The following is a 23,684-nucleotide window of genomic DNA, read 5'->3' as shown; positions in this document are numbered from 1 at the left end:
GCGAGGCACGCGGGGTCGCACGGAGTGTGGAACCTCGCACCGTTCGTGCGGCGCCCCTCGCACGGTGCGAGGGGTCAGGCGTACCGCTGCGCTGCCCGGAGTGCGGCCCCGGTGTACGAGCCGCCGAACAGGAACACGTGCAGCAGCAGCGGCGCGAGCTGGTGGAGCTCGACGCGCTCCTGCCAGCCGTCGGCCAGCCGTGACTCCCGGTCGTAGGCGGCGAGCACCGTCTCGAGCCGGGGGAGCCCGAACAACCCGAGCAGTGCCAGGTCGGTCTCCGCGTGCCCGCCGTGGGCGATCGGGTCGATGAGCACGGCGCCGGTCGGTTCGGACGAGTCCGTCGGCCAGAGGACGTTGCCTGCCCACAGGTCACCGTGCAGGCGTGCGGGTCGGTCCCCGACGAGCGCGGGCTGCGGCGACCCGAGTGTGCCGTCCTGCACGCGTGCGGCGACCCGCTCGAACACGGCCGCCTCGGCGTGGTCGAACCCGCCGGCATCGACGATGCGGCGGACGAAGTCGCGGATGCGGTACTCGGCGAAGAACTCACCCCAGGTCGCCGGTGCCTGCTCGGCCGTGACGAACGGCGTGCGCGAGCGGCCCATCCGCAGCGCCGCACCGCGGGTCCAGCCGGCTGGCGGCGCACCCCAGTGGTCGGCGCCGGCGGCGTGCGTGTGCGCGAGGGAGCGGCCGAACCGCTCTGCCTGGGCGGCGGTGGGGGAGCCGTCGGAGATGAGCTCGAGGTCGAGCACGGTCGGGGTCGGGCGCCCGAGCACGCGGGCGATGCGGGTGCCTCCGGTGTCCTCGGCCTCGGCGAGCCAGGCGAGCCCGGCGGCTTCGGCTGCCGCTTCGTCCGCGGTGGTGAACGTCTTCACGTGCGTCTCGGCCATCGGTCCATCCTGCCGAGGGGGCACCGTCGACCGTTCAGCCGACGATCACCCGGCGACCCGGCGACCCGGCGACCCGGCGACCCGGCGCACCGGTCACCCGGCGCCCGGTCGCCCGGCGCCCGGTCACGCGGTCGGCTCTCCCCGCCGGGCCGCGTGCACCACGAGTGCCAGCTGCACCCGGTTCTCGACACCGAACTTCTCGTACACGTGCCCGACGTGCGTCTTCACGGTGGCCAGGCCCACGTACAGGTCGGCGGCGATCTGCGCGTTGGACGCCCCGTTCGCCACGGCGAGTGCGACCTCCCGCTCCCGCTCGGTCAGCAGGGCGAGCAGCCGGCGTGCCTCAGTGTCGTCCGCAGCGGCATCGACCGGTGGCCCGGCCGGTGCGCCGCCCGGACCACCGGCCGCCCGGGCCGAGCGGGATCCGGCCGCGAAGGCGATGACCCGGTCGAGCACGGACGGGGACAGGATCGAGCGCCCGGCCGCCACGGTCCGCACGGCCTGCACGAGTTCGTGCGGCGGGGTGTCCTTGAGCAGGAACCCACGAGCGCCGGCCTGCAACGCTCCGAGCACGAGGTCGTCGCCCTCGAAGGTCGTCAGCACCAGGACGGCCAGGTCGGGTCGTCGGCGCAGTTCGCGTTCGGTGGCGACGAGCCCGTCGCACCGGGGCATCCGGATGTCCATGAGCACGACGTCGGGCGCGGTCGACGCGATGACGCCTTCGGCCTCGAGCCCGTCGCCCGCCTCGCCCACGACCACTACGTCGTCGTCGCCGCTGAGCAGCATCCGGAGCCCGACGCGCACGAGCTGGTCGTCGTCGACCAGGACGACGCGGACGGGAGCGGTCACGGGGTCCACGGCAGCACCGCCTCGACCACGTGCACGCGTCCGTCGTCGCTGCCGGCGCGGAAGCTCCCGCCGACGAGCCGGGCGCGTTCGGCGAGCCCGCGCAGGCCGTGCCCGGCGGTCTTCCCGGACGCGTCCGCGTGCGCAGCTCCGTCGGTCAGCGTGTTCGACACCACCACCCGGACCCCGGGACCGGGGACGGTCTCGACCACCACGTCGACGGGTTGTCCGGGGGCGTGCCGACGGGCGTTCGTCAGCGATTCCTGCACGATCCGGTAGGCGTGCCGGCCGAGTGCCGTCGGCACTGCTGCGCCGTCGGTGTCGACGCGCGCCCGGACGGTCGCACCGCCGGAACGCGCCTGGTCGAGCAGGTCGGGCAGGTCGACGAGCGTCGGCTGCGGAGGCGCGGTGCCGGTCACCTCGTCGCCGCCGGTCGCCGCGGGGTCGCGCAACACCCCGAGGACGTCGCGCAGGTCGGTGAGTGCGGAGTGCGCCTCGGCCCGCACGACCCCGGCCGCCGCGGCGGTCTCGTCGGGGGTGAGCCCCGGGCCGCGGTACTCGAGGGCACCGGCGTGCAGCGCGACCAGGGACAGCCGGTGGCCCAGGACGTCGTGCATCTCGCGGGCGATGTGGGCGCGCTCCTGCTCGCGGGCACGGTCCTCGCGCAGCTGCTGGTCGCGTTCGAGCAGGGCGGCCCGCTCACGCAGCGACAGCAGGAGCGCCCGGCGCTGCCCGATCGCGATGCCGATGACCACGAGCAAGGCGATGCCGACGACGCCCGCGATCAAGATCTGCCAGAGCGGCATGTCGTCGGCCGGGGGCGCCAGGACGACGTCGTAGAGCACCGTGGCACCGAGCAGCACCGCACCGGCGACGGCGAGCTCGACAGCCCGGCGCCGGGTGGCGAGCGACACCGTGGCGATCGCGGCCGCCCCGACCGCCAACGTCGACACCGAGCTGAGGGCACCGATGACGACGGTGATCACCAGCGGTGCCCGGTGCCGGAACGGCAGGAGGACGAGGGCGGCCAGACCGGCACCCACGTCGCCGAGGAGCAGCGCGCCGACGTGCAGGTCGCTCCACCCACGGGTGTCCATCGTCGGCCACACGAGCCCCGCGGTGAGCAGCCCGGTCAGGGCCGCGACGGCGACACGCCAGGTCTGGGACCACACACGCTGCCCGAGCGGCACGGCGGGGAGCGTGGTCGAGGTCATGCCCCGAGCCTAGGGAGCCGTCGGGACGAGCGGATCCGCCGAAGGTCGGAGTTGCCGGAGCAGCCTGACCAGGGGGCGTCCGTCTCAGACCGCGTCCACCAGGGCTCGTGCCAACGGGTGCCATGCACGGGACGACGGCCCGCTCAGCACCAGGGTCCGTTCGAGCCGCCGGGCCATCGGGATCATCACCAGGTCCGGCGGCAGCATCCCGCGGCCCAGGGTCGGCACGATCGACACGCCCTCGCCCCGCTGGATCATCCCGAACATCGTGCTCATCTCCCGCACTCGGTGGGCGTACCGGAACGGCCGGCCGTCGAGTTCGTGGAGCTTCTGGATCTGGTACTCGCAGCCACCGCCGCCCGCCACCAGACCGTCCTCGTGCAGGTCGTCGAGGGTGAGCGCGGGCAGTTCGGCGAGGGGGTGGTCGCGGCGGATCACGGCGGCCATCTCGTCCCGCGCCACGACCACGCCACCCTCGGGAACCGGCGACGGGTCGACGAGCACAGCGGCGTCGACGGTGCCGGCCTCGAGCCACTCCGGCATCTCGTCGTCGTCCCCCTCGTAGACCTGCACGTCGACGTCCGGCAGGGTCACGGCCCACAGCTCCCGGAGCCGCGGCAGCAGGCCCTGGCAGACGGTGGGGACGGCGGCGAGGCGCACGGTGCCGCGCGCCGTGGCGGGCCGGACCACCGCCTCCAGGGCTTCGACCGAGGCGAGCACGCTGCGGGCGTGGGCCAGCAGGCGGTCGCCCAGCGGTGTGGCGGCGGCGACCGTGCCGCGGCGCACCACGGGGCCGCCGACCTCGCGTTCGAGCCCGGCGACGGCGTGGGACACCGCGGACTGCCCGACGCCCAGCGCGGCGGCCGCCGCGGTGAAGGACCCGGCGTCGAGCGTGGCGACGAACGCGCGTAGTTGCTGGACCGAGACGGTCATGCGTCCTCCTCATGGCGGCATGAGTGACATGCGTTTGCCGCATGTCACCCGATGGTCCGACACTAGGCCACGTGAACGCCCTCCTCTACGCCCTCGTCGCACTGACCTGGGGATCGAGCTTCCTCTTCGCGAAGATCGGACTCGACGGTCTCGCCCCGCAGCAGGTCGCCACCGTGCGGACCGTGCTCGGTGGGGTCACGCTGGTCGTGGTGCTCCTGGCCAGCCGCCGCCGGTGGCCCCGGGAGCCGCGAACCTGGGCGCACCTGGCGGTCGTCGCGGTGTTCCTCAACGCGGTGCCGTCGTCGCTGATGGCGTGGGCCGAGCAGACGGTGCCGTCCGGGCTCGCGAGCATCTACAACGCGACGACGCCGATCATGACGCTGGCCGCGCTCGCGGTGCTCGTGCCGTCCGAACGGCTGCGCGGACGGCAGGTGCTCGGGATCGTGCTCGGCATCGTCGGGGTGCTCGTACTGGTCGGCCCGTGGGACGTGCTGACCGACCCCGAGGTCCTGGCGAGCGTGCCGGGGCAGGTCGCGCTGCTCGGCATGACCGCGTCCTACGGCATCGGGCTCGCCTACCTGCGCCGGGTCGCCGTGGCGAGCGTGTACGACCCGGTCACGCTGGCGACGGTCCAGCTGACGCTGGCCTCCGGGATGCTCCTGCTGGTCGCGCCCGTCGTCGCGACCGGTCCGGTGCAGCTGGACGGGAGGATCGTGGCCGCGATGATCGCACTCGGTTGCGTCGGCACGGGGCTGGCCTACGCCTGGAACACCCGGCTCGTGCAGGCGTGGGGCGCCGGTCGCGCCTCCACCGTCACGTACCTGACGCCGGTGGTCGGGGTGGCGCTCGGTGTGCTCGTGCTGGGGGAGCGGGTGCGGTGGAACGAGCCCGTCGGCGGACTCGTCGTCCTGCTCGGGATCGCCCTGGCGTCCGGGGTGCTCCTCCGTCGGCGGGAACCTGCGGCGTCCGCCGCCTGACCGGTCCGCCGGGTCGCGCCTGCCTGACCGGTCCGCCGGGTCGCGCCGTAGGATCGGCGGTGACGACGACGAGGTCGTCGACGAAGACGGAGACCGGCATGCACGACACCCACACCACCCGCGCGACCGCGTCGGTCGCAGCGATCCTCGCCGAGTCGGCGGCACGCTACCCGGACGACGTCGCCGTCATCGTGGGCGACGTCCGCACGACCTACGCCGAGCTGTGGGCGCAGACCCTGGCCTACGCCGGGGCACTCCGCGCGCGAGGCGTGACCGAGGGGTCGAAGGTGGCGATGCTCGTGCCGAACGTCGCGGACTTCCCCCGCGTGTACTACGCCACGCTGGCCCTCGGCGCGGTGGCCGTGCCCGTGCACGCGCTGCTGAAGCGCCGCGAGATCGAGTACGTCCTGCGCGACAGCGGCGCGACGCTGCTCGTCTGTGCTGCCCCGCTGCTCGGCGAGGGCGCCGCCGGAGCCGAGCTCGCCGGGGTCGACGTCGTGACCGTGCTCGCGCCGGCGACGACCGACGACGGGTCCGCGTCCGGCCCCGACCGGCTCGAGGCCCTGGCCGCGCAGAGCGAACCGCTCGACACCTACGTGCCGCGGCACCCGTTCGACACCGCCACGATCCTGTACACGAGCGGCACCACCGGCCAGCCCAAGGGTGCCGAGGGCTCGCACTTCGCGCTGCTCGAACAGGTCAACACGAACCTGATGACGACGTTCGACATGCACCGCGGGGACGTCCTGCTCGGCGCCCTGCCGCTGTTCCACACGTTCGGGCAGACCTGCACGATGAACACCGGGTTCCGGACCGGCGCGACGCTCGTCATGCTGCCGAAGTTCGACGGTGACACGGCGCTCGCCGCGATGGTCGAGCACGGCTGCGGCATCTTCATGGGCGTCCCGACGATGTACATGGCGCTGCTCGACGCCGCGACCCGGTCCGACGCCCGTCCGACGCTCCGGTACGCGATCTCCGGCGGGGCCTCGCTCCCGCTGGCGGTGCTCGAGCGGTTCCAGCAGGTCTTCGACGCGCCGATCCACGAGGGGTACGGGCTGACCGAGACCTCGCCGGTCGCCACCTTCAACCACGTCGGGCAGCCGCCGCGGCCCGGGACCATCGGCACGGCGGTGTGGGGCATCGACGTCGAGATCGCCGACCCCGAGGTCCGCGACGCGATCGTCATGCTGCCGCACGGTGCGATCGGCGAGCTCGTGATCCGCGGGCACAACCTGATGAACGGGTACCTCGACCGGCCCGAGGACACCGCCGAGGCCATCGTCGACGGGTGGTTCCGCACCGGTGACCTGGGCACGAAGGACGACGACGGGTACCTGACGATCGTCGACCGCACGAAGGACATGATCATCCGCAACGGCTACAACGTGTACCCGCGGCAGGTCGAGGAGGTCCTCGCCACGCACCCCGACGTCGCGATGGCCGCGGTGTTCGGGGTGCCGCACGCGGTGCACGGGCAGGAGGTCGAGGCCGCGGTGGTCCTGCACGCCGGCGCGTCCGTCGAGCCGCAGGTCCTGGTCGACTTCGTCGCCGCCGAGATCGCCGCGTACAAGTACCCGCGGGTGGTGCACGTCCTCGACGCGCTGCCCCTCGGCCCGAGCGGCAAGGTGCTCAAGCGCGAGCTCGTTGACCGGTTCAGCGTCGAGGTGACGGCGGTTCCGTGATCCGCCCCACGACCGCGCAGGGGCGATCCGTACGCTGACCGGGTGACCGCCAGCCGCACCCCGTCGACCGCGCGTCTGCTGTTCGCGTCGTCCCACCCCGGACCCACGGTCACCGTGACCGTCCTCGCCGCGGTGATCGCCGCCGCCGTGGGGCACCCCGTGTGGCTCGTGGTGCTGGTGGCGCTGACGGTCGTCGCCGGGCAGCTGTCCATCGGGCTGGCGAACGACTGGATCGACGCGGACCGCGACCGGGCCGTCGGGCGGAGCGACAAGCCCGTCGCCCGCGGCCTCATCGCCGTCGGCACCGTCCGCACCGCCGCCTACGCCACCGCCGGGATCGCCGTGGTGCTCTCGCTGTTCCTGGGGCCGGTCGCCGCGGTCGCGCACCTCGTGCTCGTCGCCGCGGGGTGGGCCTACGACGCCGGGCTGAAGCGTTCGGTGTGGTCGGTGGTGCCGTTCGTCGTCGCCTTCGGGCTGTTGCCCGTCGTGTCCGTCGCAGCCGGGCCCGAGGGACAGTTGCCGGCGTGGTGGGCGATCGCCACGGGGGCCGTCTTCGGGATCGCCATCCACTGCACCAACGTGCTGCCCGACCTGGTCGACGACGCCGCGACCGGGGTGCGTGGCTTCCCGCACCGCCTCGCGCTCCGCGGTGCGGGGATCGTCGCGTTCGCCTCGCTCGTCGTCGCTGCAGCGCTGGTGCTCGGCGGACAGGTGCTCGGCGACGACCCCGTTCGGGGTCTCGGCGTCGTGCTCGCGGTCCTCGGTGCCGTCGTGGTGGCCGTGCTCGCCGTCGTCGGCGTCCGGTTGGTGCTCGCGGGGCGCGCATCACGCACCCTGTTCCGGCTGGTCATCGCGTCGTCGCTCGTGCTCGTCGTCGAGCTCGGCTTCGCGGGCGCGCGACTCGTCGCCTGACGACGCGGAACAGACTGCGCGACTGCGCGACTGCGCGACTGCGCGACTGCACGCCTGACGTGAGCCGTCAGGCCCAGCGCATCGCGTAGAGCCGGGCCAGGCCGTGCGCGGTCGGCAGGGACAGGGCGGTCCGGAGCAGCGCCTCCCGGCCGGTCGCCGTGACGGGGCCGAGCGGACGGCCCAGTGCCATGTTCGCCTCGGCCTGCCGAGCCGCGCGGCGGGCGGCTGCCTGGCGGCGGGCGGCGTAGCCCGGCCACGGCCCGGCCGTGCCGGTGCGGACCGCTCCGGCGAGCAGCGGCGCCAACTCGGCGGCGTCGAGCCACCCCAGGTTCATGCCCTGCCCGCCGATCGGACTGATCTCGTGGGCGGCATCCCCGACGAGCACGGCTCGGCCGACGCCCACGCGGTCGGCGGTGCGGCGGCGCACCCGGAAGCCGCTGGTCATCGAGCAGGTCGCGGGGTCGGGGACGACACCGGTGCGCTCGGCGACGAGTGCGGCCAGGCGTGCGACGACCGCGGGGTCCGGCGTGCCCGTCCAGCTGCCCTCGGCGGAGGCGAACGCGTCGTCGTCCGGCACCAGGGCGACGTACCGGCGACGCGCACCCGGCAGCGGGAAGGACTCGACGACGCCGTCCGGGCCCACGTCGACCAGCGCGGCGGACCGGGCCGACGGCGCCTCGGGATCGGCGAAGTCGCCCATCACGTAGCGGTCGGGGTACTCGCGCCCGGTCGTGCCGATGCCGAGCAGGTCGCGGACGGCGCTCCGGGCACCGTCGGCCCCGACGACGAAGGCCGCACGGACCGTCACGGTGTCGCCGTCCGGTCCGGTCCCGGTGGCGTCGACGTGGTCCGGGTGCCGGGACAGCGCCGTCAGGGTGGTGCCGGTCCGCAGAGCGCTCGGTGCGCTGGCCCGGAGCTGGTCGCGGAGCAGGGACTCGGTGCGGTGCTGGTCGAGGGTGGACACGTACGGGTGGGTCGGCGACGCGCGGTCGAAGCGCAGGGTGCCGAGGGTCCGGCCACGGCTGCGGGCCACTCCGGCGTGCACCAGTGACGCCTCGGCGAGCACGGCGGTGTCCAGGCCGATCGCGGCGAACGCGTCGAGGGACGGCGGGTGGATGCCGATGGCCCGCGAACCGGTCGGGGGCTCGTCCCGTCGTTCCCACACCCGGACGTCGACGCCCCGCGCCGCCAGGAGTGCCGCCACGAACAGCCCGACGGGGCCGCCGCCGACGACGAGGACGTCGACGCGTTCGATGGGCACGGGGCGAGCCTACGGTGACCGATCGCCGCGGCGTTCAGTGAGCAGAAGACGTCGGGTCAGCGGGCCGTACTCGACACCTTCTGCTCACTCGATGCGCTGGGCGGGCGGGATCGCGGGCGCGGCGTGCGCGGCGGCCCTGCGACCCGCACGGACCCGTGCGCGGAAGCGCTCGACGGGCACCTCGACGGCGTACGCGGCACCGATCGACACGAACGCCACCGCGCCGACCAGGCCGACCGTGCCCCAGGGGCCGATCGCGAAGGTCCCGAGCAGCGCGATCACCAGCGGGTGCCAGAGGTACGCCGAGTACGACACCCGGCGGCCGAACCACGACACCGGCGTCCAGGCCAGGGCGGCGGACACGGGGGAGCGGACCGAGACCAGCCCGCCGATCGCCACCGCCGCGATCAACCCGGTCAGCGGCAGCACGATGCCGAACGTCGACGCGTGCTGGGTCCAGTCGTCGTCGATCCAGAGCAGCACCCCGACCAGCAGCACGAGACCGAGCCAGGTCGCCACGTGCCCGAGGACCCCGGCGGCCCGCACGCGCACCCGTTCGTCGTCGAGCAGCAGGGCCAGCCCGCAGCCGATCGCGAGCGGCACGACCCCGAGCACGGGCGAGAAGTAGACGTCGGGGGTGGCACCGCCGCTCGGGCTGCGGTAGCTCGCCCACGACGCCGCTGACGCCCCGACGACCAGGACCCCGAGCCCCGTCAGGAGCCAGCGACGGCGGACCCGGAGTGCGGCGAGCAGGACCAGGACCGGCGGCCACACCAGGTAGAACTGCTCCTCCATCGACAGGCTCCACGTGTGCGCGAAGACGCCCTGCGAGGTGTCCCAGAAGGCGCGGAACAGGTTCCCCGTGTAGGTCAGCGCGATGAACGCCGCTTTGCCGGACTGCAGCGAAGCGCCCTTGTAGTCACCGACCCAGTTCCAGAGCAGCAGCCCGACGACGACGAACGCGAGCAGTGCGGGGTAGAGGCGCAGCAGCCGCTTCACCCAGAACGAGCCGAGGCGCACCCGCTCGGTGCGACGTCGTTCGCCGAGCAGCAGCGTCGTGATGAGGAAGCCCGACAGCACGAAGAACACCGTCACGCCGATGAAGCCGCCCTCGAACTGCGGCACGTGCAGGTGGTACAGGACGACGACCAGGATGGCGAGGGTCCGGAGTCCGTCGAGCGCGGGCGCGCGGTGCATCAGCGGGGGTGGCGGAGCCTGCTGCGTCCCCGCTCCGGAGTGCTCCGGGGCGGCCGTGCGGTGCTGTGGCTGCGCCTGCGTCGGCGCGTGGGTCAGCGTGGTCGTCGCCATGGTACCTCCCCGCGCTGCTCGGTTGCGTGTCGCCGACCAGGGTCCTCCTCGCGGGTAAGAGGAGTCTCAACGAGCGTGGTGCACCAGGCTCGTCAGTGTCGACGCCGAACGACAGCGTCGACGTCGCGCGACGTCGACAACGTCGTTCGTTGCACGCGCGCGCTGTTGCGAAGCGCGCGGAACGACCATGTCGCTGTCGTCCGACAGCGACAACGTCGTTCCGCGTCCGCAGTCCCCGGGGTCCGCACCACGCGTCGGCGCCAGCCCCGCGCACCACGCGCCGGCCGGGAGGCCCGTGGCCGGCCCGCACCACGCCTCCAGGCCGTTCCGCCCCGCGTCCACCGCACGCACATCGTGAGCAGGAACGGTCGGGTCCGACGTACGGACCCGACCGTTCCTGCTCACGAAGCGAGCGTGCGAGCGAACGCGCGCGGCTACTCGGCCTTCTGCAGCTGCCAGGGGTCCGGCTCGCGGTCGCCGTTCGGGCGCACCGGGCGGACGTCGCCGACGATCGGGATCGAGCGCTTCCGCATGAACCACACGTAGCGGACGAAGAAGTGCGTCAGGGTGGACATCCGGTTGCCGGCGCCGAGCAGGCTCGTGATGTGCACGAACACCCAGGCGAGCCAGGCGACCGGGCCGACCATCGTGATCCCGCCGCGCAGCTGGGCGACCGCGGCGTTCGTGCCGATCGTCGCCATGGTGCCCTTGTCGAAGTACTTGAAGCGCTCGGTGGCCTTGCCCTCGAGCAGGCGCACGATCTGCCGTGCCGAGTGCCGTCCGCCCTGGAGCGCGGGCTGTGCGAGCTGGGCGAGGGCGTCGTCCTGCGCCGCGATGTCGCCGGCGGAGAAGATCCGCTCGGCGCCCTTCACGCTCAGGTCGTCGTTCACCTGGATGCGGCCACCGTGGGTCTGCGGCAGGCCCCAGCCGGAGACCTCCTTGTGTGCGGCCACGCCGGTCGCCCAGATCACCTGCGACGCGGGGATGAACTCGCCGTCGGCGGTCATCACGCCGTCGCGCTTGACCTCGGAGACGCCGGTGTTCAGCCGCAGCACGACACCGCGCTTGCGGAGCACCTTGGCGGCGTACCGGCGCAGGCGCGGGGCGAACGGCTTGAGGAGCTCGCCGCTGCGGTGCACGAGGGTGATCGAGATGTTGCCGCGTTCGATCTCCGGGTACGCGCCGACGAGCGCCTGGTCGCGGAGCTCGGCGAGCGCGCCGGCCATCTCGACGCCGGTGGCACCGCCACCGACGATCACGATGCGGATCTCATCGGGGCCCTGGTTGGCCGCCGCTTCTTCGAGCCGGGTGAACAGCTCGTCGCGGATGCGGAGTGCCTGCGAGCGGGAGTACATCGAGTACGCGTACTCGTACGCACCGGGGGTGCCGAAGTAGCTCGTGTTCACGCCGTTGGCGAGGATCAGGTAGTCGTAGTGCAGGTGCTCGCCGTCGGACATCTCGGCGATGCGCTCGTCGGTGCGGATGCCGGTGAGCAGGCCGTGACGGAACTCGGCGTTCGACTGGCGGGCCCGGAGCGAGCGCAGGAAGTACGTCACGTCGCCGGCGTTCAGGCCGCCCGTCGCCACCTGGTACATCAGGGGCTGGAACATGTTGTAGACGTGACGGTCGACCAGGGTCACCCGGACCGGCGCGTCGGCGAGCTCCCGCATGGCGGCCACACCGGCGAATCCACCGCCGACGATGACGACGTGCGGGCGGGTGTCCTGGGTCATGCTTGCTCCGGTGTTCCTCGGGTGCGGATGGTCACCCACGAGGGTACGCGCGGTTTGCCGGGGCGCATGACGGGCAGAGGCCGGGAGGCCCGTGGCGCGTCCGTCAGGCGTCGAACCGCCCGTAGGTGTTCAGCACGTTCCCCTTGCTCGTCACGGTGCTGTCGACCAGACGCAGGCGCGTGGGCGGGTCGGTCGGTTCGAACAGTCGCCGGCCACGGCCGGCGATCGCCGGGTGGATCATGAGCTGCAGTTCGTCGAGGACCCCGGCGAACAGCAGGCTGCGGACGAGCGTGACACTGCCGCACACGGCGATGTCCGCCCCCTCGCGCTGCTGCAGTTCGCGGACGAACGCGGGGACGTCGCCCGGGATCCGCGTGCTGTTCTGCCAGGTCAGGTCGTCGCCGAGCGTGGTGGAGGCCACGTGCTTCTCGATCGGGTTGATCCACTGCCCGAAGGGGTCCTCCGGGTGGGCGGGCCACCACTCGGACCACTCGAGGTAGCTGTTCCGACCGAGCAGCACGGTGTCGGTGCGGGCCATGAAGGCACCCATCCCGGCGCCGAGCTCGTCGTCGAAGCTGTCGTACTGGAACTCGTAGGGGTCCTGCACGACGCCGTCGACCGACGTGAACAGACCGGCAGTGGTCTTCCGCATGGGACGGATCGTACGCGCCGGTCAGCTCCCGGTGCCGTCGGTGCTGCCGGGGGCCTGGCCGGTGCCGTTGCCCGGGAACCGGTTCGTGCCGGGCACCTGCGTGGTCGACTGCGTCCGGTCGGCACCGATCGCGTGGCCGATGGCGAACCCGACGCCTCCGCCGACGAGCAGTGCGGCGAGTCCGACGATCGCGGCGAGGAGCGGCCAGAACCACGGGGGCTTCGGGCCGGTGCTGCGGCGGTTGGTCGGGCTCGCGGCGCCGGCTGCGGCTCCGTACCAGGGGGTGGCGCCGTTCGGGGCGGTGGAGTCCCAGCCGCCCGGGGTGCCGGCGCCGGCATCCGCTCGGTACGGCTGCTGCTGCTGCTGCTGCTGCTGCTGTTGTTGTTGCGGCGCGGGGGCGTCGAGCGTGGAGGTCGACGTCGGGGTCGGGGCGGCGCCCCAGCCGGTCGGCGTGGTCGCCCGGTTCGCCGGGTCGGAGCCGTCCGGTTCGTGGCCGTTGGTGGGAGTGGTGTCGCTCATGCCAGGAGTGCACACCGCTCGACTATGTGCGGCCGATGACGAGGCTGACCCGGTGCTGCGAACCGCCGCGTAGCCTCGGCTCGTGCGCGCTGCTGTGGAGACCGTCCGGATCGACGGGTTGCCCGTGCGCCTGCACACCATGGCGGCGCGAGAGCCGGTCCGCGACGACACCGACCCCACCGTCGTGTTCGTCCACGGCATCGGGATGTCCCACCGGTCCTTCGCCCGGTCGCAGCGCGCCGTCGCCGCCGAACACCGCACGATCAGCGTCGACCTGCCGGGGTTCGGCTGGTTGCCCGCGGCCGGTCGGGGGCTGTCGATCGAGGAGCTCGGCGACGTCGTCGTGCGGGCGGTCCGCCACCTGGTCGACGGCGACCTGGTGCTCGTCGGGCAGTCGATGGGTGCCCAGGTCGTGGTCGAGTCCGCCCGGCGCCACGCGGAGACCGTCGCGGCGATCGTGCTCGTCGGTCCGGTGATCAACGCGGAACGGCGGTCGCTCCCGCTGCAGGCACTCGACCTGGGCCGCGACGGGTTCATCGAGGGGGTCCGGATGAACGGCGTCCTGGTCACCGACTACCTGCGGAGCATGCGGCAGTACACGCGCGAGCTCGGGCCGATGCTCCGCTACCCGACCGAGCAGACGATCACCGAGGTGCCGCAGCCCGTCCTCGTCGTCCGCGGCACCCGGGACCCGATCGCGCGGCACGACTGGTCGGCTCGGGTCGCGGCCGCTGCGCCGGACGGCACCTTCGCGGAACTGGACGGCCCACACCACGTGCAGGAACGGCAGCCGGACGCGTTCGCACGCCTCCTCGAGTCGTTCCGCAGCGCCGAGCGCCTGGAGGGGCTGCGATGACCCGGCCGGCCACGTCGGGGACGGAGGCGGCGCGGACGGCGCGATCCGGGCCTCCAGGCCGTGTCCCGCTGGTGCGACGCGCGTGGTGGGCCGCACTCGACTGGGGGTACGCGGCACGCTGGCAGGTGCGCAGCTTCGGCCCGACCACCGCGGACGACTACCGGACCGGCGCCGGGCAGCCCGTCGTCGTGGTGCCCGGCGTCTACGAGACCTGGCACTTCATGCGGCCGCTGATGGACGCACTGCACGACCGAGGACACCCGGTGCACGTGCTGCCGGTCCTGCGGCACAACCTGCGACCCGTGCCGGACTCGGCGCGCGAGGTGATCGCGACCCTGGAGGAACAGGACCTGCGGAACGTGCTCGTGCTCGCGCACAGCAAGGGCGGGCTGATCGGCAAGTACGCGATGACGCAGCTCGACCAGCACGAGCGGATCGACCGGATGGTCGCGGTGTCGACGCCCTTCGCGGGGTCCGTCTACGCGCGGCTCGCGCCGGTGCCGCACCTGCGGGCGTTCCGGGCGGCCGACCCGGTGCTGGCGGGGCTGGCGCGGGAACTCGACGCGAACGCGCGGATCACCTCGGTGTACGGGGTGTTCGACACGCTCATCCCCGAGGGCAGCGAGCTCCAGGGGGCGACGAACGTGCGGCTGCCGGTGGGCGGGCACTTCCGGATCCTCGGCGATGCGCGGACGCGGTCGGCGGTGCTGGCGGCGGCGGACCCGGGCGGGGGCGACGGCTCCGGCGGCGGCGCTGGCGGTCTTTCGCGCTGAGCGACACTTCGTGGGCGCGCGACCGCGTGAGGTGTCGGTCAGCGCGAAACGGCGCGGCGGCGGCGGCAGCGGCGCGGCAGCAGCGTCAGCGCGGGCGGTCGCCGACGCTCGCGCGCGCGACGATCCGGTGCGGCACGACGACGGTCTCCGGCGCGGCACTGCGGTCCGCGATCCGCCGGGTCAGCAGGTCGAGCGCCGCCGTCGCGAAGGCCCGACGGTCGAACGACACCGTGCTGAGCGACGGGATCGCGTAGGCGGCCGCGTCGACGTCGTCGAACCCGATGACGCTGACCTGCTCGGGCACGCGGACGCCGCGGGCGGCGAGGACGTGCAGCACCCCGAACGCGATCGAGTCGGTGAAGGCGAAGACGGCGTCGGGCAGGGGGTGCTCGTCGAGCCAGGCCGCGAAGGTCGTCGCCGCGGAACTCGTGGTCCACGACGGCAGCGGGACCCGGAGCGACGGGTCGGGCGTGATGCCGGCGGCGGTGAGCGCGGCGGTGTAGCCGCGTTCGCGGAGCTCACTCGTCGCCGTCGCGGCGCCCTCGGGTGACGCCCCGACGATCGCGATGCGCCGGTGCCCGTGGGCGATGAGGTGTTCGGTGACCTGCTCGGCCGCCGCGCGGCTGTCGACGTGCACCTGGTCGACGTGCTCGGGCTCGACCTCGCCGATGACGACGGTCGGGGGCAGCCCCTCGGTCGAGGCCAGGACGCTCGCGCTGAGCGACACCGGGTTGAGGATCAGTCCGTCCACCAGGTGTGCCCGGGCACGGGAGACCAGTTCGCGTTCGCGGGCCGGGTCGTTGCCCGTCTGCTCGAGCTGCACGACCCAGCCGCGTTCGCGGGCGAGTTCCACGAAGGACTGCGCGAGTTCGGCGGAGTACGCGCTGCCCATCTCCGGCAGCGTCAACGCGATGGCTCCGGAGCGGCCGTTCCGGAGCCCGCGGGCGGAGAGGTTCGGCACGTAGTCGAGCTCGGCGACCGCCCGCTCGACGCGTTCGCGGGTCTCCGGGCGCACGACCACGCCGCCGTTGATGACGTTGGAGACGGTCTTCGGGGACACCCCGGCGAGGGCGGCCACGTCCCGCACGGTTGCGCGCATCGGGACGAGCGTAGCGCGGGGCGGTGCTGCGGCGACGGTGCGGTGTGTTGCGGGGCTAGCCCGCGACCTGCACCGGCACCGTCCGGCCCGTCCGCACCGACTCCTGCGCCGCGAGCACGATCGACAGCGTCCGGAGTCCGACCCTGACGTCCGGCTGCGGCTGCTCCCCGGACCGCACCGCCGCCAGGAACGTCCGGAGCATCGGCAGGTCGTGGTCGGGTCCGTACCGGAGTTCGATCGGTCGGCCCCCGACCGCGTCGAGTCCGCGAGCAGCCGCCCCGAAGAAGTCCACCGACACCGTGCCGCCCGTCCCGGCGACGTCGAGCGTCAGCCCACCCCACACCGGCGACGTGTCGGGTCGGCTCCACGAGCAGTCGATCGCCGCGATCGTACCGTCGTCGTAGGTGATGGTCACCAGGCCCGCGGTCTCGGCGTTCGCGCGGTCTGCGTGCAGCACCCGGTTGGCGACGGCGGTGACGGACACCGGCGCCGCTCCGGTCAGCCCGTCGATCAGGTCGGCGACGTGCACGACGTGGTCGACGAGGGCGCCGCCTCCACTCAGCCGGACGTCGGTGAACCAGTCCCGGGCGAGCGGGAGCATGCCGTTGTTCGCGCCCCGCACCGAGAACACGGTGCCGAGTGCGCCCGAGTCCCGCGTCGCGCGCAGCCGGTCGAACGCCGAGGCGAAGCGCACCGGGAACGCCATCATGAGCAGCACCCCGGCGCGGTCCACCGCCTCGCGGATGGCGAGGCCGTCCTGCCAGGAGGTCGCGAGCGGCTTCTCGCAGAGCACGTGTGCCCCCGCTGCCGTCGCGAGCTCGACGAACTCGCGGTGCCGCGCGTTCTCGCTCGTGACGATCACGGCGTCCGGCCCCCAGGCGAGCAGCTCGTCGACGGAGTCCGCGTACCCGGCGCCGAGCGCGCGTGCCAGTTCGGCGCCGCGCAGGTCGCCGAGTTCCGTCCCCGTCGAGGTCCCGCCCGGGTCCGTGCCGCGCACCTCGACGTCCGGCATCGCCGCCAGGGCGCCGAGGTAGCTGATGGCGTGCGTGTGGGCGAAGGAGAGCACCCCGACCCGGAGCGTCACCGCGACACCTCCACCGGCTGGCCGGACTCGATCGAGGCGATCGCCGCGTTCGCGATCCGCACCGCGGCGACCCCGTCGTCCACGGTCACCCGGGGCGGTGCACCACCGTCGAACGCGGCGAGGAAGTCGGCGAGCTCCAGCGCGTACGGATCGTCCGCCGGGTCCACCGCCGGCAGGAAACCGTCCACGGAAGCCGGTGCCGCCAGGTCACTCCGGGTGTCCTCCTCGGCCCGGGACGAGTGCGACAGGCTGCCGAGCGTCCCCGTCACCGAGTACTCGGTCGTGAAAGCGAGGTGCTGCGGCCCCCACAGTCCGGCGACGTGGCTGATCGCGCCCGACTCGTGCGTGAGCAGGACGTGCGCCGCCTCGACCGGCTCCGCCTCGGAACCCGCGCGGACGCTCACCGCCGACACGCGGGTCACCTCGCCCGCCACCCAGCGTGCGATGTCCAGGTCGTGGATCATCTGGTCCATCACGATCCCGCCCGACAGGGCGCGGTCGCCGAACCAGGGGACGTGGGTGGGGAAGGCGCCGGACCGCGAGAACCGCAACACCGCCAGGTCGCCCAGGAGGCCCGTGGTCGCGGCCTCGTGCAAGCGCGCGTACGCGGGGAACCAGCGCACCACCTGGGCCGGGTAGAGCTGCACGCCTGCGTCCGCAGCGCGCGCCGCCAGGTCCGCCGCGTCCGCGTCGGTCCGGGCCAGGGGCTTCTCCGAGACGACGTCCTTGCCGGCCGCGATCGCCGCACGGACGACCTCGGCGTGGGCGTGCGTCGGGACCACCACGTCGACGACGTCGACCGCGGCGAGGAGCTCGTCGAGGCTGTCGGCGACGGTGATCGTGCTGCCCTCGGCCCGAGCGGTGTCGGTGAACGCGGCGACGAGTTCGTGGGCGCCCTCGCGAGCGTGTACCACCACGTCACCCAGGCGGAGCAGCCCGGGCAGGTGGGCGACGGAGATGCCGCCCGCGCCGACGAGCCCGATGCGTTTGCGGGCGGGGGAGTCCGACTGCGACGTCATGGGGTCAGCGTAGGAGATGCGGGGATCGACGGGCTGGTCAGCGGGGTCCTGCCACGCCGACCAGGTTGCCTGCCGGGTCGTGGAAGTGCCCGATCGTGACACCGCCGCCTTCGTTGCGCTGCGCCGGCAGGACGACGGTGCCGCCGAGTTCCTCGACCCGCTCGAGCGCCGCAGCGACGTCCTCGACCCCGACGTAGAACACCGCGTGGGCGGTGAACCCCGGGCCACCGCCGATGCCGCCCGCGACCGGTCTGGCGCCCGGCACCGGGTCGAGGAACGAGTACGAGGACTGGTCGGAGACAGCTGCGGCGACCGGGGCACCTGCGGGGGAGTCCCAGCCGAAGAGCGCGGCGTAGAAGGCCCGCAACCGGTCCGGGTCGGGGCCGATGATTTCGACGTGCACCACTGCGTTCGTCATGCGCGCCGTTCTACTCCGACCGAGACCCTGAGGTCAGCCCAGCCAGCCAGGATCGGCGAAGAGCTCCTCGAGTTCGCGCAGCAGCCGGGTCGTGTGGAAGCCGTCGGCAGCGGCGTGGTCGACGTGCAACGCCAGCGGCAGCAGCGTCCGGTCGCCGGCGGTCCGGTACCCGCCGAGCGTGATGATGGGCAGCAGGTGGTCCCAGCCGTCGCGCACCTGCAACGAGAACCCGGTGAACGACGCCCCCGGCAGGGTCGACACGTCGAACACGTTGCGGGGCCGGTCGTCCTGCGGGAACATCCGGGTGTTGTCCCGGTACTCCGCCATCGTCGACACCGCAGCGTCGTGGAACGTGCTGAAGTCGTCGTCGTACGGCACGACGAGGGCGGAGAACGTCTCGGTGTCCGGGTGGAACACGGTGAACATCGGGTGGACACGGTCCCACACGGCGGGGGAGCCGTCGTCCAGCAGCTGCATCCGGAACTCGTCGTGCCGGTTCACGACAGTCGCGATCGCCCAGAGCTGCGACGCGTAGGTCCGACGGCCGGTTGCTCGGACACGCTCGACGAAGGCGGTGACTTCGAGCTCGACGGTCACCTCGTAGGCGCACGGCACGCGGTGCCGGTAGTGCTCGAAGTGCTCCCGGCGGGGCCACTGGTCGACGTCGATCGCCCGGAGTTCGGTCATGGCTCTACCCTCGTGCGGGATCGCTTCCCTACGGTGGAGCCATGCCGACGCTCGAACGTGTTTCCGCCCTGGTCGCCACCGGATTCCTCGCGATCCCCGTCGCCGAAGCCCTGGTCGCGTTGCCGACCGAGGTCGTCATGAAGATCGAGGGGGCCCCGATCGACGCGGACCTCGCCGACACCGCCGCGTTCTCGGAGGCGTACGGCTACCCGCTGGCCGGCGGCGCGAACTGCATCGTCGTCGCAGGGAAGCGCGGCGACGAGGTCCGCTACGCCGCCTGCGTCGTCCTCGCATCGACGAAGCTCGACGTGAACCGGGTCGTGAAGCAGCTGCTCGACGTCCGGAAGGCGAGCTTCGCCCCGATGGATGAAGCGGTCGAGCTGACCGGCATGGAGTACGGCGGCATCACCCCGATCGGACTGCCGTCGTCGTGGCCGCTCTACATCGACGCGCGCGTCCTCGACGCCCCCGAGGTCGTCATCGGCGCCGGGCGCCGCGCCGCGAAACTGTTCCTGCCCGGCGCAGCACTCACCGCACTGCCGAACGTCACCGTGGTCGAGGGCCTGGCGACCGAACCGGTCAGTCCGACGGCCGGATGAGACAGAACGGGTGCCCCGCGGGGTCGAGGTAGACGCGGAACGTCTCCGTGCCCGACCCCGTGGCCGTCGCACCGATCGCGAGCACCGCGGCCTCGCCGTCGTCGAGGTCGTCGACCTTCACGTCGAGGTGGCTCTGCTGCGGCACCGCCTGGCCGGGCCACTCCGGCGCCTGGTAGTCGTCGACCTGCTGGAACGCGAGGATCGGACGGTGGTCGGTGAACGGGAGGGCGAGCTCCGCCCAGTCCTCGTCGAAGCCGACGATCTCCCCGCCGAGCAGCTCGGCGTAGAAGCGGGCGAGGGCGCGGGTGTCCGGGCAGTCCAGGACGACGACGTCGAGTGTGCCGATCATGGCCGACACGGTAGACCCATCAGCGCGCGGCGGTCAGGGCCTTCGTGATCCGCTGCAACGAGACGGTCTCGGCGGTTCCGAGTTCCTGCGCGAACAGGCTCAGCCGGAACTCCTCGAGCATCCACCGCGCGTGCACGAGCTCGGGGTGCGCGCCGGCCGCGGGCGGGAAGGCACCGCCGGCATCGGTGTAGCGGTCGGTCGCCACGGTGACCTCGCGCATCCAGGTCGCGTCACGCCCGGGGTTCTGCAGCAGCTTCTGCACGCGTGCCTCGATGCCCTGCAGGTACACGCGGATGCGTCGCAGCCGGTCGAGCCCCGCGACGGCGACGAACCCCGGGAACAGCAGGCGCTCCAACTGCTGACGCATGTCGCTGAGGGCGGCGAGCAGCGACATCGAGTTCGCCTGCTTGAGTGCCCGTTCGGCGGAGCGCTGCGCTGCCAGGACCGCCGCGACCTCGGACACGGCGGTGAACATCGTGTCGACGACGGAGGCCGACACCGCATCGCGGACCGACTCGAACTCGGCCTTCGTGAAGACGAGGCCGTCCGGGTGGGCCCGACGGATGCCGGCGTCGACCACGGCGGCCAGGACGTCGTCGAACAGCGCGGCGGTCGACGGGTAGGGGCTGGCGGCGAGCGCGAGCTTCTCCTGCGCGGTCAGGTGCGACTGGATGTACGAAACGGGCGACGGCACCGCGTGCATCACCAGACGGCGGACCCCGGCGGGCATCCGGACGACCCGGTCCGACGGGGTGGCGAGCAACTGCACGCCGACGGTCGCCTTCGGACCGGTGCCTTCCTCGACCAGGGACGGGTAGGCACGGATGACGCCGCCGGCCTGCTTGGTGTCGAGAGTCTGCGGGAGGTCCTGGTCGGGCCAGGCGGTGAGTCCGGACTGTTCCAGCGGGCGACCGGCGCCGGCGGACGCGACGCGAGCCGCGCCTCCTGTCCGTCCTGCGCCCTTCGCCGTGGCGGAGGCGACGCTCTGCTGGGTCCGGTCCTTGAGCTTGGTCTGCAGGGCCGACAGGTCCTTGCCGGTCTCGACCCGGCGACCACGCTCGTCGACCACGGCCCACGTCGGCAGCAGGTGCGCGGGGACGCGGGACAGGTCGAAGTCGGACTCGGAGACCGGGACGTAGGTCATGCGCTGGATCGCCTTGGCGAGGGTGGCGCGGAACGACTCCGTCGGCTCGGTCGGGGCATCGTCGGGGAGCTCGGCGACGATCTTCTCTGCCCAGTCCGCAGCGGGCACGACGTTCTTGCGGATCTGCTTCGGCAGCGACTTGATGAGCGCGGTGACGAGTTCCTTGCGGAGGCCGCGCACCTGCCAGTCGAAGCCCTCTTCACGCATCCGGGGCAGGAGCGCGAGGGGGACCTGCACGCTGACGCCGTCGTCCTGTGCGCCGGGCTCGAAGCGGTACTGGATGGCGAGACGCTGGTCGCCGCTCCGCCACTGGGTCGGGTACTCGACGTCGTCCTCGGCGGCCTCGGCCGCTGATTCGTCCAGCAGGTCCGACCGGCGCATCGTGAGCAGGTCCGGCTGCTCACGCCGGGTGGTCCGCCACCACCCCTCGAAGTCGCGCGTCGTGGCGACGTCGGCAGGGATGCGGGCGTCGTAGAACTCGTAGACGTTCTCGTCGTCGAGCAGGATGTCCCGGCGGCGGGTGCGTTCCTCGAGCTGCTCGAGTTCCTTGCGGAGCTTCCGGTTGGCGCGGTCGAAGGCCTGCTGCGATTCCCACTCACCCTCGACCAGGGCGTGCCGGATGAAGAGCTCGCGGGAGTGTTCCGGGTCGATCCGCGAGTACTGCACGCGGCGGCGCTGCACGATCGGGACGCCGAACAGGGTCACACGCTCGTAGGCGACGACCGCCCCCTGCTTCTTCTCCCAGTGCGGCTCGCCGTAGGTGCGCTTGAGCAGGTCACCGGCGAGCGGCTCCACCCAGGCGGGGTCGATCCGGCCGACGGTCCGAGCGAACAACCGGCTCGTCTCGACGAGCTCGGCGGCCATCACGGCGTCCGGCTGCTTCTTCGCGAGCACGCTGCCCGGGAACACCACGAACCGGGTGTTCCGCGAGCCCAGGTAGTCGCGCTTCTCGCGGTCGCGCAGCCCGATCTGGCTGAGGAGTCCGGAGAGCAGCGCGCGGTGCACGGCGTCGCCGTCGTCGGAGCGGGCCTGCCCGACTCGGACGTCGACCTGCTTCGCGGCACGGGAGAGCTGCCGGTACAGGTCCTGCCACTCGCGGATGCGCAGGTAGTTCAGGAACTCGGCCTTGCACAGCCGGCGGAACGCGCTCGACGACAGTTCCTCCTGCTGCTCCTCGATGTGGTTCCAGAGGTTCAGCAGGGTCAGGAAGTCGCTCGTCGGGTCGGCGAAGCGGGCGTGCAACTGGTCGGCGTGCGCGCGCTTCTCGAGGGGGCGCTCGCGGGGGTCCTGGATGCTCAGGGCGCTGACGATGGCGATGACCTCGCGTCCGACACCCTGCCGCCCGGCCTCGAGCACCATCCGACCGAGCCGGGGGTCGATCGGCAGCCGGGTCAGCTGTCGCCCGGACTTGGTGATGCGGCCGTCCTTGTCGACGGCGCGGAGCTCGCGGAGCAGGTCGAGGCCGTCCTTCACGCCCCGGCTGTCCGGCGGTTGCAGGAACGGGAACGACTCGATGTCCCCGAAGCCGAGCGAGATCATCTGCAGGATCACCGCGGCGAGGTTCGTGCGGAGGATCTCGGGGTCGGTGTACTCGGGGCGTCGGCCGAAGTCGTCTTCGGAGTAGAGCCGGATCGCGATGCCGGCACTCGTGCGGCCCGCTCGACCGGATCGCTGACTGGCGCTGGCCTGGGAGATCGCCTCGATCGGCAGGCGCTGCACCTTGGCCCGCGGCGAGTACCGCGAGATGCGTGCCGTCCCCGTGTCGATCACGTACTTGATGCCGGGCACGGTCAGTGAGGTCTCGGCGACGTTCGTGGCGAGGACGACACGACGGCGGATGCCCGGGGTGTGCCGGCGCTCGAAGACCCGGTGCTGGTCGGCGGCGGACAGGCGGCCGTACAGCGGCAGGACCTCGGTGCCCGGGTAGCGCTTGCCCTCGATCGCGTCCTGCGCGTCGCGGATCTCGTTCTCGCCGGACAGGAACACGAGCACGTCGCCCGGGTCCTCCTGCGCCAGCTCGTCGAGGGCGTCGGTGATGCCCTGCAGGGTGTCGCGGTCGTCGGCTGCGTTGCCGCTGTCGCCGGTGCGGGAGTCCGACTCGTCGTCGGCGTCGTCGTCCTGGTCTTCGGCGACGAGGGGGCGGTACCGGATCTCGACCGGGTAGGTGCGGCCGGACACCTCGATGATGGGGGCGTCGTCGAAGTGCTTCGAGAACGACTCCGGGTCGATCGTCGCACTCGTGATGATGAGCTTCAGGTCGGGGCGACGGGGGAGCAACCGCTTCAGGTAGCCCAGCAGGAAGTCGATCGTGAGGGACCGCTCGTGCGCCTCGTCGATGATGATCGTGTCGTACCGCTTCAGGTCGCGGTCGAAGTGGATCTCGTTCAGCAGGATGCCGTCGGTCATCAGCTTCACGCGGGTCTCGGAGCTCACCTTGTCGGTGAAGCGGACCTGGTAGCCGACGAGTCCGCCGAGCTCCCCGCCGCCCAGTTCTTCCGCCACACGCTCGGCGATGGTCCGCGCCGCGATCCGGCGGGGCTGGGTGTGCCCGATGTGCTCACGACCGAGCTCGAGGCAGATCTTCGGCAGCTGCGTCGTCTTGCCCGAGCCGGTGGCCCCGGCGACGATGACCACCTGGTTGTCACGGATGGCAGCCGCGATGTCGTCCCGCCGCTGCGAGACCGGCAGTTCGGGCGGGTACGTGATCACGGGCAGCGGAGAAGACATGA

At 72.7% G+C, this 23,684-nt stretch carries 22 protein-coding genes; 6 read left to right on the top strand and 16 right to left on the bottom strand.

Annotated elements, in window-relative coordinates; translation table 11 throughout:
- Nucleotides 1-74: 74 nt before the first annotated feature.
- From DEJ21_RS07465 to DEJ21_RS07450, 4 genes are all read right to left on the bottom strand, one after another.
- Entirely contained in the window at nucleotides 75-887 is an 813-nt protein-coding gene (locus DEJ21_RS07465; RefSeq protein WP_110864102.1) for a fructosamine kinase family protein, read from the bottom strand.
- Between the two features lie 123 nt (nucleotides 888-1,010).
- Nucleotides 1,011-1,745 carry a response regulator transcription factor gene (locus tag DEJ21_RS07460; RefSeq protein WP_111224195.1) on the bottom strand — a complete coding sequence of 245 codons (735 nt, stop codon included), beginning with the start codon at nucleotides 1,743-1,745 and terminating at the stop codon, nucleotides 1,011-1,013.
- Nucleotides 1,733-2,947, bottom strand: coding sequence for a sensor histidine kinase (locus tag DEJ21_RS07455; protein ID WP_111224194.1), 1,215 nt, complete (start codon nucleotides 2,945-2,947; stop codon nucleotides 1,733-1,735). The genes DEJ21_RS07460 and DEJ21_RS07455 overlap by 13 nt, the downstream gene beginning before the upstream one ends.
- An 84-nt stretch (nucleotides 2,948-3,031) precedes the next feature.
- Complete coding sequence (locus DEJ21_RS07450; RefSeq protein ID WP_111224193.1) at nucleotides 3,032-3,880, bottom strand: LysR family transcriptional regulator; 849 nt, start codon at nucleotides 3,878-3,880, stop codon at nucleotides 3,032-3,034.
- Nucleotides 3,881-3,951: 71 nt separating this feature from the next.
- Between DEJ21_RS07450 and DEJ21_RS07445 the strand changes: the two genes are divergently transcribed.
- From DEJ21_RS07445 to DEJ21_RS07435, 3 genes are all read left to right on the top strand, one after another.
- Nucleotides 3,952-4,857 (top strand): DMT family transporter, encoded by a 906-nt coding sequence (locus tag DEJ21_RS07445; protein ID WP_111224192.1) that lies wholly within the window; start codon nucleotides 3,952-3,954, stop codon nucleotides 4,855-4,857.
- Between the two features lie 98 nt (nucleotides 4,858-4,955).
- A complete protein-coding gene (locus DEJ21_RS07440; RefSeq protein ID WP_111224285.1) occupies nucleotides 4,956-6,542 on the top strand; it encodes a long-chain fatty acid--CoA ligase in 1,587 nt (528 codons plus the stop codon).
- 42 nt (nucleotides 6,543-6,584) lie between these two features.
- Nucleotides 6,585-7,454 (top strand): UbiA family prenyltransferase, encoded by an 870-nt coding sequence (locus tag DEJ21_RS07435; RefSeq protein WP_111224191.1) that lies wholly within the window; start codon nucleotides 6,585-6,587, stop codon nucleotides 7,452-7,454.
- A gap of 67 nt (nucleotides 7,455-7,521) precedes the next feature.
- Here the strand turns inward: DEJ21_RS07435 and DEJ21_RS07430 are convergent, their stop codons facing one another.
- The 5 genes from DEJ21_RS07430 to DEJ21_RS07410 all read right to left on the bottom strand — a co-directional run bounded on the left by DEJ21_RS07430 (nucleotide 7,522) and on the right by DEJ21_RS07410 (nucleotide 12,927).
- Entirely contained in the window at nucleotides 7,522-8,715 is a 1,194-nt protein-coding gene (locus DEJ21_RS07430) for an NAD(P)/FAD-dependent oxidoreductase (protein ID WP_258374918.1), read from the bottom strand.
- A gap of 84 nt (nucleotides 8,716-8,799) precedes the next feature.
- Nucleotides 8,800-10,023, bottom strand: a complete 1,224-nt coding sequence (locus DEJ21_RS07425) for an acyltransferase (RefSeq protein ID WP_111224190.1) — start codon at nucleotides 10,021-10,023, stop codon at nucleotides 8,800-8,802.
- Nucleotides 10,024-10,457: 434 nt separating this feature from the next.
- Nucleotides 10,458-11,756: an NAD(P)/FAD-dependent oxidoreductase gene (locus tag DEJ21_RS07420; protein WP_071406544.1), complete on the bottom strand. Its 1,299-nt coding sequence runs from the start codon at nucleotides 11,754-11,756 to the stop codon at nucleotides 10,458-10,460.
- A gap of 103 nt (nucleotides 11,757-11,859) precedes the next feature.
- A complete protein-coding gene (locus DEJ21_RS07415) occupies nucleotides 11,860-12,408 on the bottom strand; it encodes a dihydrofolate reductase family protein (RefSeq protein ID WP_111224189.1) in 549 nt (182 codons plus the stop codon).
- Nucleotides 12,409-12,429: 21 nt separating this feature from the next.
- A complete protein-coding gene (locus tag DEJ21_RS07410) occupies nucleotides 12,430-12,927 on the bottom strand; it encodes a hypothetical protein (protein ID WP_111224188.1) in 498 nt (165 codons plus the stop codon).
- An 82-nt stretch (nucleotides 12,928-13,009) separates the two neighbouring features.
- Between DEJ21_RS07410 and DEJ21_RS07405 the strand changes: the two genes are divergently transcribed.
- Together DEJ21_RS07405 and DEJ21_RS07400 are read left to right on the top strand one after the other, a co-directional pair.
- A complete protein-coding gene (locus DEJ21_RS07405) occupies nucleotides 13,010-13,783 on the top strand; it encodes an alpha/beta fold hydrolase (RefSeq protein WP_146247719.1) in 774 nt (257 codons plus the stop codon).
- A 71-nt stretch (nucleotides 13,784-13,854) separates the two neighbouring features.
- A complete protein-coding gene (locus tag DEJ21_RS07400; RefSeq protein WP_111224186.1) occupies nucleotides 13,855-14,556 on the top strand; it encodes a triacylglycerol lipase in 702 nt (233 codons plus the stop codon).
- An 85-nt stretch (nucleotides 14,557-14,641) separates the two neighbouring features.
- On the opposite strand, the gene DEJ21_RS07395 is transcribed toward DEJ21_RS07400, so the two are convergent.
- Genes DEJ21_RS07395 through DEJ21_RS07375 form a run of 5 tightly spaced genes read right to left on the bottom strand, consistent with a single transcriptional unit; the run spans nucleotide 14,642 to nucleotide 18,863 of the window.
- Nucleotides 14,642-15,655 carry a LacI family DNA-binding transcriptional regulator gene (locus DEJ21_RS07395; RefSeq protein ID WP_111224185.1) on the bottom strand — a complete coding sequence of 338 codons (1,014 nt, stop codon included), beginning with the start codon at nucleotides 15,653-15,655 and terminating at the stop codon, nucleotides 14,642-14,644.
- Between the two features lie 55 nt (nucleotides 15,656-15,710).
- Nucleotides 15,711-16,739, bottom strand: a complete 1,029-nt coding sequence (locus DEJ21_RS07390; protein WP_111224184.1) for a Gfo/Idh/MocA family protein — start codon at nucleotides 16,737-16,739, stop codon at nucleotides 15,711-15,713.
- Entirely contained in the window at nucleotides 16,736-17,758 is a 1,023-nt protein-coding gene (locus DEJ21_RS07385; RefSeq protein WP_111224183.1) for a Gfo/Idh/MocA family protein, read from the bottom strand. The genes DEJ21_RS07390 and DEJ21_RS07385 overlap by 4 nt, the downstream gene beginning before the upstream one ends.
- 37 nt (nucleotides 17,759-17,795) lie before the next feature.
- A complete protein-coding gene (locus DEJ21_RS07380; RefSeq protein ID WP_111224182.1) occupies nucleotides 17,796-18,176 on the bottom strand; it encodes a VOC family protein in 381 nt (126 codons plus the stop codon).
- 33 nt (nucleotides 18,177-18,209) lie between these two features.
- Entirely contained in the window at nucleotides 18,210-18,863 is a 654-nt protein-coding gene (locus DEJ21_RS07375) for a CatA-like O-acetyltransferase (RefSeq protein WP_111224181.1), read from the bottom strand.
- Nucleotides 18,864-18,904: 41 nt separating this feature from the next.
- Between DEJ21_RS07375 and DEJ21_RS07370 the strand changes: the two genes are divergently transcribed.
- Entirely contained in the window at nucleotides 18,905-19,462 is a 558-nt protein-coding gene (locus DEJ21_RS07370) for a YbaK/EbsC family protein (protein WP_111224180.1), read from the top strand.
- Here the strand turns inward: DEJ21_RS07370 and DEJ21_RS07365 are convergent.
- The gene (locus DEJ21_RS07365; protein ID WP_111224179.1) at nucleotides 19,443-19,811 is read right to left on the bottom strand and encodes a VOC family protein; all 369 of its coding nucleotides are present in this window, start codon (nucleotides 19,809-19,811) and stop codon (nucleotides 19,443-19,445) included. The genes DEJ21_RS07370 and DEJ21_RS07365 overlap by 20 nt on opposite strands.
- A 19-nt stretch (nucleotides 19,812-19,830) precedes the next feature.
- Nucleotides 19,831-23,682 carry an ATP-dependent RNA helicase HrpA gene (hrpA, locus tag DEJ21_RS07360; protein ID WP_111224178.1) on the bottom strand — a complete coding sequence of 1,284 codons (3,852 nt, stop codon included), beginning with the start codon at nucleotides 23,680-23,682 and terminating at the stop codon, nucleotides 19,831-19,833.
- Nucleotides 23,683-23,684: the final 2 nt, after the last annotated feature.

Source organism: Curtobacterium sp. MCSS17_006 (assembly GCF_003234215.1).
Lineage (GTDB): Bacteria > Actinomycetota > Actinomycetes > Actinomycetales > Microbacteriaceae > Curtobacterium > Curtobacterium flaccumfaciens.
Note: the sequence above shows the minus strand (reverse complement) of the source record. Positions and strands in the feature narration are given on the sequence as shown.